At 72.4% G+C, this 10,003-nt stretch carries 10 protein-coding genes; 3 read left to right on the top strand and 7 right to left on the bottom strand.

The annotated features are described in order from the left end of the window. Positions 1 to 260 precede the first annotated feature (260 nt). The 3 genes from EF903_RS21395 to EF903_RS21385 form a co-directional block, all read right to left on the bottom strand. Complete coding sequence (locus EF903_RS21395; RefSeq protein WP_125545564.1) at positions 261 to 959, bottom strand: transglycosylase SLT domain-containing protein; 699 nt, start codon at positions 957 to 959, stop codon at positions 261 to 263. A gap of 415 nt (positions 960 to 1,374) precedes the next feature. Continuing rightward, on the bottom strand, positions 1,375 to 2,691 hold the full coding sequence (locus EF903_RS21390) for a PhoH family protein (RefSeq protein ID WP_125545562.1): 1,317 nt from the start codon (positions 2,689 to 2,691) through the stop codon (positions 1,375 to 1,377). 318 nt (positions 2,692 to 3,009) lie between these two features. Further along, complete coding sequence (locus EF903_RS21385) at positions 3,010 to 3,771, bottom strand: isoprenyl transferase (RefSeq protein WP_125545560.1); 762 nt, start codon at positions 3,769 to 3,771, stop codon at positions 3,010 to 3,012. 128 nt (positions 3,772 to 3,899) lie between these two features. On the opposite strand from EF903_RS21385, the gene mgrA reads away from it, so the two are divergent. Then, complete coding sequence (gene mgrA / locus EF903_RS21380; RefSeq protein ID WP_125545558.1) at positions 3,900 to 4,937, top strand: L-glyceraldehyde 3-phosphate reductase; 1,038 nt, start codon at positions 3,900 to 3,902, stop codon at positions 4,935 to 4,937. 141 nt (positions 4,938 to 5,078) lie between these two features. Here mgrA and EF903_RS35370 read toward each other — a convergent pair whose 3' ends face one another. After that, the gene (locus tag EF903_RS35370; protein ID WP_260615725.1) at positions 5,079 to 5,780 is read right to left on the bottom strand and encodes an A24 family peptidase; all 702 of its coding nucleotides are present in this window, start codon (positions 5,778 to 5,780) and stop codon (positions 5,079 to 5,081) included. Between the two features lie 192 nt (positions 5,781 to 5,972). Here EF903_RS35370 and EF903_RS35365 point away from each other — a divergent pair, with 192 nt between their 5' ends. Continuing rightward, positions 5,973 to 6,155: a hypothetical protein gene (locus tag EF903_RS35365; RefSeq protein ID WP_260615723.1), complete on the top strand. Its 183-nt coding sequence runs from the start codon at positions 5,973 to 5,975 to the stop codon at positions 6,153 to 6,155. 313 nt (positions 6,156 to 6,468) lie between these two features. After that, positions 6,469 to 7,764 (top strand): extracellular solute-binding protein, encoded by a 1,296-nt coding sequence (locus EF903_RS21370; protein WP_260615722.1) that lies wholly within the window; start codon positions 6,469 to 6,471, stop codon positions 7,762 to 7,764. Between the two features lie 20 nt (positions 7,765 to 7,784). On the opposite strand, the gene EF903_RS21365 is transcribed toward EF903_RS21370, so the two are convergent. The 3 genes from EF903_RS21365 to EF903_RS21355 all read right to left on the bottom strand — a co-directional run bounded on the left by EF903_RS21365 (position 7,785) and on the right by EF903_RS21355 (position 9,802). Next, complete coding sequence (locus EF903_RS21365) at positions 7,785 to 8,405, bottom strand: hypothetical protein (protein WP_125545554.1); 621 nt, start codon at positions 8,403 to 8,405, stop codon at positions 7,785 to 7,787. 126 nt (positions 8,406 to 8,531) lie between these two features. After that, positions 8,532 to 8,855 carry a nuclear transport factor 2 family protein gene (locus EF903_RS21360; protein ID WP_125545552.1) on the bottom strand — a complete coding sequence of 108 codons (324 nt, stop codon included), beginning with the start codon at positions 8,853 to 8,855 and terminating at the stop codon, positions 8,532 to 8,534. Between the two features lie 140 nt (positions 8,856 to 8,995). Beyond that, positions 8,996 to 9,802, bottom strand: a complete 807-nt coding sequence (locus tag EF903_RS21355; protein WP_260615721.1) for a polysaccharide deacetylase family protein — start codon at positions 9,800 to 9,802, stop codon at positions 8,996 to 8,998. Between the last annotated feature and the right edge of the window lie 201 nt (positions 9,803 to 10,003).

The raw sequence follows: 10,003 nt of genomic DNA, 5'->3' as shown, positions 1-10,003 counted from the left end.
GGGCAGCGGCGGAGGCGGGGGCGGCGACCGTTTCGACTCCGGCGGTCTCGGCCTCCACGGACGCGCGCCGCGCTTCGAGGCGCGCCTCCATCCGGCTCAGTCTGCTCCCGAGCCGGCCCAGCCAGCCTGGCCTCTTCGCCATGTCGTTCCTCTCCCCCGTCCGCGGACACGCCTCGAACGACCGTACACGCGGGAGCCCCGCACCGTCGGACGGTGCGGGGCTCCCCGGGTTCCGGGCGTACGCGCCCTGACTGCGGGCTCTAGTACCAGCCGTTGGCCTGGTGGAAGGTCCAGGCGGCGCAGGGGCTGCCGTAGCGGTCGTTCATGTAGTTGAGGCCCCACTGGATCTGGGTGGCCGGGTTGGTGCGCCAGTCGTCGGCGACCGAGGACATCTTCGACCCGGGGAGCGCCTGGACCAGGCCGTACGCGCCCGAGGACGGGTTCACGGCCTTGTAGTTCCAGGTGGATTCCTGGTTGATGATGTTGGAGAAGCACTGGAACTGGCCGCCCGGCACGATCTGCCGGGCGATCTCCTTGACCTGCGCCACCGTGTAGGAGCTCTGCGGCGCGAAGTCCGAGGCGCTGCGGGTCGCGGAGCGGCTCGCGGCCTGCTCCTTCTCCTCGCGCTCCTTCTTCGCCTTCTCGTCCGCCGCCTTCTGCGCCTCCGCCTTCTTCGCCTTGGCGTCCTCGGCGGCCTGGAGGCGGGCGGCCTCCTCGGCGGAGCGGCGGGCGTCGGTGTCGGCGCCGTGCGCGAGGGAGTCGGCCTGCTGCGCCAGGGATCCGCTCTGGATCTGGGCCTGCTCGCCGACGGGGATGTCGGCGAGGAGCGTCGCCCCGGACGCGGTGGTCTCGAGATCGTTGGAGGCGGGGTCGCCCGCGGCCACGCCCACGACGGCGCCGACGGTGGTGACCGCGGTGGCCGAGGCCACTGCGAACCCCCGGACCGAGATCCGGCTCACACGATGTCCTTCCAGCAGCGTCCGCGTGACCGGGCGGGCGCAAGAGTGCCCCTTGACGCTGGCCTCCGTGGAGCTTCGGTCACTGGAGGCGCGGACCCGTGGGCAACTCCCTTGCGGGGGCTGCCGCGTGATGCTCGGGCGGCATACGGCGGAACGACTGTGGAGTTGTGGTGCTGCGCGCGCACCTCACAGGAGGTACGGCTGTGCCGTATGCGGGGCCTGACGGAAAACAGACTCTGCCGGACCCCGACGCCGCAAGGCAATTCCGCGTTGCGTGGGAAAGGTCACACCCCCCGTACCGCTGCCCTTTCGTACGAAGGGCTGTGCAGGGGGGCGCCGCCCGGCTAGGCTCCTGGACCTTTGCCGGGCGGCGCCAACTCCGCCAGCCGCTATGGGCGTTTTGCCCCGCCGTGTCTTACAGGGTCTCCAGCATCTCCGTGACGAGGGCGGCGATCGGGGAGCGCTCCGAGCGGGTCAGCGTGACGTGCGCGAAGAGCGGATGGCCCTTCAGTTTCTCGACGACGGCGACGACTCCGTCGTACCGGCCGACCCGCAGGTTGTCCCGCTGGGCCACGTCGTGGGTCAGGACGACCCGCGAGTTGGCCCCGATCCGGGACAGAACGGTCAGCAGCACGTTCCGCTCGAGGGACTGCGCCTCGTCCACGATGACGAACGCGTCGTGGAGGGAGCGGCCGCGGATGTGCGTGAGCGGCAGGACCTCCAGCATCCCCCGGTTCAGCACCTCCTCGATGACCTCCCGCCCGGCCACCGCCGAGAGGGTGTCGAAGACGGCCTGCGCCCAGGGGCTCATCTTCTCGGACTGGTCGCCGGGCAGGTATCCGAGCTCCTGTCCGCCGACCGCGTACAGCGGCCGGAAGACCATCACCTTCTGGTGCTGGCGGCGCTCCAGCACCGCCTCCAGGCCCGCGCACAGCGCCAGCGCCGACTTGCCGGTGCCGGCGCGGCCGCCCATGGAGATGATGCCGACCTCGGGGTCGAGCAGCAGGTCGAGGGCGATGCGCTGCTCGGCGCTGCGGCCGTGCAGCCCGAACGCCTCCCGGTCGCCGCGCACGAGGCGGACGCTGCCGTCGGCGGTGACGCGGCCGAGCGCCTTGCCGCGCTCGGACTGGAGGATGAGCCCGGTGTGCACGGGCAGTTCGGCGGCCTCGGGGACGTAGAGCCGCTCCTCGGAGTAGAGGAGGTCGACCTGTTCGCCGGAGAGGGCGAGCTCGCTCATGCCGGTCCAGCCGCCGTCGGTGATGGCGAGCTCGGCGCGGTACTCCTCGGCGAGCAGCCCCACGGAGGAGGCCTTGATGCGCAGCGGGAGGTCCTTCGAGACGACCGTGACGTCGTAGCCCTCGGCCTGGAGGTTCCGGGCGACCGCGAGGATGCGCGAGTCGTTGTCGCCCAGCCGGAAGCCGGCCGGGAGGACGCCGGGGTCGGAGTGGTTGAGTTCGACGCGCAGCGTGCCGCCCAGCTCTCCGACGGGGAGGGGGGCGTCGAGGCGGCCGTTGCGGACGCGGAAGTCGTCCAGCAGGCGCAGGGCCTGGCGGGCGAAGTAGCCGAGCTCCGGATGGTGGCGCTTGGCCTCCAGCTCGGTGATCACGACGATCGGGAGCACGACCTCGTGCTCGTCGAATCGCGTGACCGCGTTGGGGTCCGCCAGCAGGACGCTGGTGTCGAGGACGTAGGTCCGCCTGTCGGGCAGGCGGCGCTTTGTGCTGGTCACCACGGAAGGACGTACCCCCTCGGAAGAGGTCGGGCCATGAAGACCGGACCGGTCATCGGCACCCCTGCGAGGGCCGAATTCCGGCCCTCCCGTTCCGTCCGTGCGAGCCGCACGTGCGTCCTGGTGCAAAGGGCCTCCCGGGCGGACGACCCCGTGCCGTCCGCTGAGACTCGACACCCGTGGATCGGGCGTCGACCTGAAAGGGGTATTCCCCGAACCGCCTCGGCCATGCCTTGGCATATGACGGACGCTCGGTGAACCCCAGGTGAAAGCCTCGTGGTGGACGGCCGCGGCGTAAGGGGGCGTCAGGGGCCCCCGCCCTCAGACCCCGTAGCGGCGGTGGCGGGCCGCGTAGTCGCGCAGGGCGCGCAGGAAGTCGACCTTGCGGAAGGCCGGCCAGAAGACCTCGCAGAAGTAGTACTCGGAGTGCGCGCTCTGCCACAGCATGAATCCGGACAGGCGCTGCTCGCCGCTGGTGCGGATGACGAGGTCGGGGTCGGGCTGGCCGCGGGTGTAGAGGTGCTCGGCGATGTGGTCGACGTCGAGGACCTCGGCGAGCTCCGCGATGGTGGTGCCCTTCTCGGCGTGCTCCAGGAGCAGCGAGCGGACGGCGTCGGTGATCTCCTGGCGGCCGCCGTAGCCGACGGCGACGTTGACCAGTATCCCGTCGATGTCGCGGGTGGCCTGCTCGGCCTCCTTCAGCACGGACTGGGTCTGCGCCGGGAGGATGTCGAGGTTGCCGACGTGGTGGACGCGCCAGCGGCCGTCGGCGGCGAGGCCGCGGACTGTGTTCTCGATGATCTGGAGGAGCGGGCGGAGCTCGACCTCCGGCCGGTCGAGGTTGTCCGTGGAGAGCATCCACAGGGTGACCACCTCGACGTCGGTCTCGGTGCACCAGCCGAGCATCTCGGAGATCTTGTCGGCCCCCGCCTGGTGGCCCTGCTCCGTCGTGCCTCCGGACGCCTTCGCCCAGCGCCTGTTGCCGTCCAGGATCACGCCGATGTGCTTGGGCGACGCGGCATGGTCGAGGCGGCCTTCCACCCGGCGTGCGTACAGCCTGTACACCAGGTCGCGCAGCTTCACGATCTTCCAGCCCCTCCGTGCAGTGCCCCCGAGCGAAATGCGGTCCCTCCCCCGAGCCGCCACATTACTGCGCGGCGGGATCGGGTACCCAACTCGGTCGGTCACAGGTCCGTGATAGGGAGGACATCGTGACTGATACCAATCCCTATCGGGCAGAGCCGACGCGCTACGACGCCATGGAGTACCGGCGCACGGGCCGCAGCGGCCTCAAGCTCCCCGCGATCTCCCTCGGCCTCTGGCACAACTTCGGCGACGACAAGTCCCTGGAGACCCAGCGGGCCATCCTGCGCCGCGCCTTCGACCTCGGGGTGACCCATTTCGACCTCGCGAACAACTACGGCCCGCCGCCCGGCTCCGCCGAGCTGAACTTCGGCAAGATCCTTTCGCAGGACTTCGCCCCCTACCGGGACGAGCTCGTCATCTCGACGAAGGCCGGCTACTACATGCACCCCGGCCCGTACGGCGAGTGGGGCAGCCGGAAGTACCTGCTGAACTCGCTGGACGCCTCGCTGAAGCGCATGGGCACCGATCACGTCGACATCTTCTACTCGCACCGCTTCGACCCGGATACGCCGCTGGAGGAGACCATGGGCGCCCTGGCGTCCGCGGTGCACCAGGGCAAGGCGCTGTACGCGGGCGTCTCCTCCTACACCGCGGAGCAGACGGCCGAGGCGGCGCGGATCCTGCGCGGCATGGGCGTGCCGGCGCTGATCCACCAGCCCTCGTACTCCATGATCAACCGCTGGACGGAGGAGGACGGCCTGCTCGACACCCTGGAGGAGGCGGGCATGGGCTGCATCGCCTTCGCGCCGCTCGCGCAGGGCCTCCTGACGGGCAAGTACCTCCAGGGCATCCCGGAGGGCTCGCGCGCCTCGCAGGGCAAGTCCCTCGACCCGGGCCTGCTCTCGGAGGACGTACTGCGGCGGCTGCAGGGCCTGGCGGGCATCGCGGACCGGCGCGGGCAGTCGCTGGCGCAGCTGGCGCTGACGTGGGTGCTGCGGGACGAGCGGATGACCTCGGCGCTGATCGGCGCGTCGAGCGTCCGGCAGCTGGAGGAGAACGTGGCCGCGCTGGCCGGTGCGCCGCTGACGCGGGAGGAGCTGGCGGAGATCGACTCCTTCGCGGTCTCCACACCCGGTACGAACATCTGGGCTCAGCGCGGCTGACCTGGGCTTTTCCGGCCGGGGGCGGCCTCGGGGCCGGAAAAGGAAAACGGGCCGGTCCGTGGGGGGGATACGGACCGGCCCGAGGGGGGGGTTCCACCATAACCCTTCGTAAAGCGTGATGCGTGCATCGGCGCGGAATGATTACGCTCCGAAACCGCCCAGCAGCAATCCGGTGAGGGCTCCGGCCGCCATGAAGGGCCCGAAGGGGAACGCCTGCTTCCGCCCGTTCGGGCTGCGCAGGACCAGGAAGAGGCCGTAGAGGGCGCCGTAGAGGAAGCCCAGGAACGCCCCGAAGAGCCATACCCCCCACCCGTACCACCCAAGAGCGATGCCCAGGGCGAGCGCCAGCTTGACGTCCCCGAAGCCCATCCCGGCCGGGTTGATCAGGAACAGCAGCAGGTACGCCGCCCCCAGCGCGGCCCCGCCCAGCAGGGCGAGCCGCCAGGAGCCGGCGGCCCCCGGGGCGAGGGCGGCGGCGCCGAGCCCCGCCGCGGCGGCGGCGGCGAGCGGCAGGGTCAGCAGGTCGGGCAGCCGGTGCACGGCGAGGTCGACGAGGGCCAGCAGGACGAGGACGGGCGCGAGCCCCGCGAAGACGGCGGCCTCCGGGCGCGGGCCGGCCGCGGCGGCGAGCGCGGCGCAGACGGCACCCGCGACCAGCGCGGTGGTTCCGCTGCGCGCCCCGTAGCGCGGCCCGCACTCCCCGGTGCCGCCGCCGGGTCCGGCGGGGCGGCCCGGGCAGCGGGCGGGGCCGAGCCGCCCGCTCAGCGGGTGCCCCCGCGGGCAGTGCGTGCGCCAGGGGGCGCCGGGCTCGACGGAGAGCCGGTACGCGGCACGCGGCAGCAGCCACCCGGCGGCCGCCCCGTACGGGGCGGCCGGGCCGCGCTGGACGCCGACCCGGACGCGATCATCGCCTGGGGGGTCACGGGCGGTTCGGACATCCTGTGCTGGCTGGCCTGCGACCCGGATCCGGACCGGTGGCCCGTCCTGGTCGTCGGCCGGCACACCGCCGAACCGTTCGCGGTGTACCCGTACGGGATGGCGGAGTTCCTGTACCGGCTCTGCTCGGACGAGTTCGACGTGAGCCCGGTGGGGCTGACCTTCTGGGACGGCGGGCACCTGAGCTTCGTCCACTGGCGCAAGGCCCAGCGCCGCTGGCAGGAGGGCCGCAACCCGGAGACCGGCGACCCCGACCCGTACGCGGGCGAGTTCGGCCCCTGACCGCGCGGCCCGCGGCGCACCCCGGGCGCCGGCGGCCTGATCCGCTCCCCCGCACCGCCCGAAGCCCGTTCCCGGCCGCACCGGCCGGAAACGGGCTTTCCGTATTTCTACGCGCGTCCGGGCAATCGGGGCGCCAGCGGAATGTACGAGCCGCAAAAGCCGTGCTTGGAGCAATGGACACAAGTTCCGCCCCCATGGGGCCAATCCGCCCGGCACGGGGCAGAATTCCGGCCGTCGGGCCACCGGCGGACACCCCGTTCCGGAGCCCCCCATATGCAGGACGGAACTCGGAAGAATTCAGGGAAGAACACCGGTGCAACGAAGAACTTTCGGTGCGGGCGCGGCGGCTGTCGTGCTCGGACTCCTGGCCCCGCTGGGCGGATGCGGCGCTGGCGCCGGCTCCGACAGCGGCACGCTCCGCGTGGTCGCCGCGGAATACGGCGGCGACGAGGCCACCGGCTCAAGGCCCTTCTGGGACCGGGTGGCGAAGGAATTCCAGGCCGCGAATCCCGGCACCGCGGTGGAGGTGCAGCTCGTCCCGTGGGCGGACGTCGACCGCGAGGTCTCGCGGATGGTGAAGGCGGGAAAGGCGCCGGACATCGCCCTCATGGGCTCCTATTCGGATTTCGCGGCCGACGGCCTGCTGTATTCCGCCGACGAACTCCTCCCCGTGTCCTCCGAGGCGAACTTCCTGGCGCCGCTCGCCGAGGCCGGCTCGATCGGGAACACCCTCTACGGCCTGCCGTGGGTGGCGAGCAGCCGGCTGCTCTTCTACAACGAGGCCCTGTTCAGGCAGGCGGGCCTGACGACCGCCTCGGGGGCGCCGGCCGCCCCGAGGACCTGGTCGGAGCTGCGGAACGCGGCGAAGGCGCTCAAGGGCAAGGGCGTGAAGTTCCCGTACGCCATGCCGCTCGGCCCGGAGGAGGCGCACGCCGAGGCGATGATCTGGGAGCTGAGCAACGGCGGCGGGTACTCCGACAGCGCCGGCAACTACAGCCTGGCCTCGGACCGGAACATCGAGACGTTCCGCTGGATCCAGGAGAACCTGGTGGGCCCGGGCCTGACGGGCCCGGTGGCGCCGGCCGGGCTCGACCGGGCGGACGCCTTCGCCGCGTTCCTGCGGGGCGAGGTCGGCATGCTCAACGGCTACCCCTCGCTCGCCCACCAGGCCCGGGCCCGCGGCATCAGGGTCGGAACCGTCGCCATGCCGGTCTCGGACTCGCTGGCCTCCGGGGAGACACCGCCGACCATGGGCGTCGCCGACTGGATCATGGCGTTCCGGCAGAACGGCAAGCGGGCCGGGATCGGGAGGTTCCTGGAGTTCCTCTACCAGGACAGGAACCTGTCGGAGTTCGCGGGCCGCTACCACCTGCTGCCGTCGACGGTCTCGGCGACGCGGACCCCGGCCGGCGCGATCGACGACACCGACCAGCAGTTCCTGACGGCCCTGCGCGGCGCCCAGCTGTACCCGGTGAACGACCCGGCCTGGGTGGAGGTCAGCGACACCATCAAGCGGAACATCGGCCGGGCCGTGGAGCCGGGCCGCGACCCCAAGTCGGTCCTGGAGGAGATCGCCGCGAAGACGTACCGGGCCAGGAAGGACAACTGACCGCTGCCGGCGGCCCGCCCTCAGTGCCTGCCGTGCTCCGCCGAGAACGCCGTCCGGTGGTTCTCACAGCTGGAGTTCCACGGCATGGAGCCCCGGAGCGTCCCGTAGCCGGTCCGGGTGAGGGACCACTCCACCGTGTACTCGCCGGTGTCGCAGGCGATCCGCTTGCCGCCGGGCACCTTCTCGCGGCCCGTCGCCGGCCGGTCGGCGAGCTCGCGGTGCACCTCGACGGCCGTCCCGCGGGAGGCGGAGCGCACGGACGCGTGCAGCACGATCGGGTGCCGGCCGTCCTTGGTCGTCACGGCCTTCTTGACCAGCATCGAGTCCGACACTGCCCAGCCGAAGTCGAACTCCGGCTCCCACGCCAGGGTCTTGGGGTCGCCGGTCCGGCGCTCGTGGTCGGGGGCGGCGGGGTGGGCGGGGCGCGGCACCGTCTTGTACCGGATGCCGGGGTGGAAGCGCAGCTGCGCCTCCACCTTGTGCATCTCGTCCTTGGTCCACAGGGACTTCATCGCCTTGTCGGCGCCGGCCGGGTCCTGGAGGTAGGTGCCCTGCGCGGCGGTGGCGGGCTGGCCGAGGAGCGGCGCGAGGGCCGCCGCGGCGGCGGCGACGGTGAGGGCGGCGGTGCGGGTGCGCTTCATGCCCGGTCCAACGGGGCCCCGCGGCGGCCCGGAACGACGCCCGCCGCGCTTTCACCCGTACGGGAGCCCGCGCGCCCGCGGCGGCGCCGGCGCGTCCGCGGGGGCGGGGAGGCGGGTGGGGACGTGCTACGCCTGGCCGGTTTCGAAGCGGCTGATGCGGTCGCCCTGGACGGTGAAGCGCCAGGCGGTGCGCATCTCGCCCCAGGTGTCGTTGCGGTAGTCGGCGACGAGCCGGCGGCCGCCGTCGGACTCGGACTGGACGTCCATGTGGCCGCCGGAGTCGAAGATCTCGCGGTCGATCCACTCGTGGAGGTCGCGGTCCGTGCCGTCGTCGGACATGGTCGCGTCGGGGGTGAGGAGGGCGAGGAAGGCGTCCCTGTCGTGCGCGTTGACGGCGGCGACGAACGCGCTGACGACGGGATCGGACAGCTTGGCGGGCGCGATGGCCACGGGGGACCTCCTGGTCGGGCGGGCGCACGGGTTGTGCAGGATCAGGGACAGGGAACACCCGGCGGGCGCGGTCGCCGCCGATCCTCACCCGTTCGCCGCCCGGCGGCGTGTCAGGGGCCGCTGTGTGAGGGGCCGCTGCGTCAGGGCGTGTCGGGGGCGGTGCGGACGGGGAAGCCGGTGGGGCGGCCCTGCTGCTCCAGCCAGTCGAGGATCGGGCCGAGGGCCTCCACGGTCTGCCGGCGGTCGCCGCCGCCGTCGTGGAGGAGGATGGTCGGGCCGTTGCCGAGCTCCCGTTTGACGGTGCCGGCGATGGCGGGGGCGCCGGGCTTCTGGAAGTCCTTGGTGTCGACGTTCCAGCCGAGGGGGCGCATACCGGCGGCGGCCGCGATGCGCCGGCTGTCGGGGGTGAACGCGCCGCCGGGGGCGCGGTAGTACTCGACGCGGGCGCCGCCGCCGGCCGCCTCCTCGATGAGCTTCTGCGCGTCGAGGATCTGCTTCTCCTGGTAGGCGACGGGCTTGCGGTCCATGGCCGTGTCGTGGTCCATGGCGTGGTTGCAGAGCCGGTGGCCGCCTGCGACGACCTTCTTGACGAGGTCGGGGTGGGCCTTGGCCCGGGGGCCGACCATGCAGAAGGTGGCCTTGGCTCCGTGCTTCTCCAGGATGGCGAGGATGCGGGGGGTCCACTGGGGGTCGGGGCCGTCGTCGATGGTGAGGTTGACGGCGCGGGCGCCTCCTTCGGAGGCGTGGGCTATGTCCTCGGGTATGCGCTGCACGGGCGCCTCGGGGCCCTTGGGCGCGCCCTTGGCGCCGTCTTCGGCGGCTCCCTTGGCTCCGTCCTCGGTGGTGCCGGCCGGGCCGGCGGGGTCGGGGCCGGCGAAGGCGGCCACCCCCCACACCGTCATTGCCGCGGCCGCGGCCGATGCCGCGACGGCCACCCGCGTGCGCATGCCCGTCCGGCGTGCGCGTGCCGTGAATTCCCTGAGGCCCATGAGGCGTCCCCTCCCCGATCGGCGTTCCCGTCGGCCCTTCTGAGGGTCAGACGTGCACGCCCGTGCGAGGGGTTCCCACCAATGGCCCCAAAAGGCCTGGTAGAGGACCTTGGTCCTTGATCGCATGAAATAAGGTCCTGGCGGCTCCCGGGGCGGGGG

The sequence above is a fragment of the Streptomyces sp. WAC05292 genome (assembly GCF_003949955.1).
Lineage (GTDB): Bacteria > Actinomycetota > Actinomycetes > Streptomycetales > Streptomycetaceae > Streptomyces > Streptomyces globosus.
This window is presented reverse-complemented; position numbering and strand designations above follow the sequence as displayed.

Coding starts and splice junctions, on each gene's coding strand:
- EF903_RS35365 (WP_260615723.1), top strand. CDS start 5,973: ATGGCGGAGTTCCTGTACCGGCTCTGCTCGGACGAGTTCGACGTGAGC.
- EF903_RS21365 (WP_125545554.1), bottom strand. CDS start 8,405: ATGAAGCGCACCCGCACCGCCGCCCTCACCGTCGCCGCCGCCGCGGCG.
- EF903_RS21355 (WP_260615721.1), bottom strand. CDS start 9,802: ATGCGCACGCGGGTGGCCGTCGCGGCATCGGCCGCGGCCGCGGCAATG.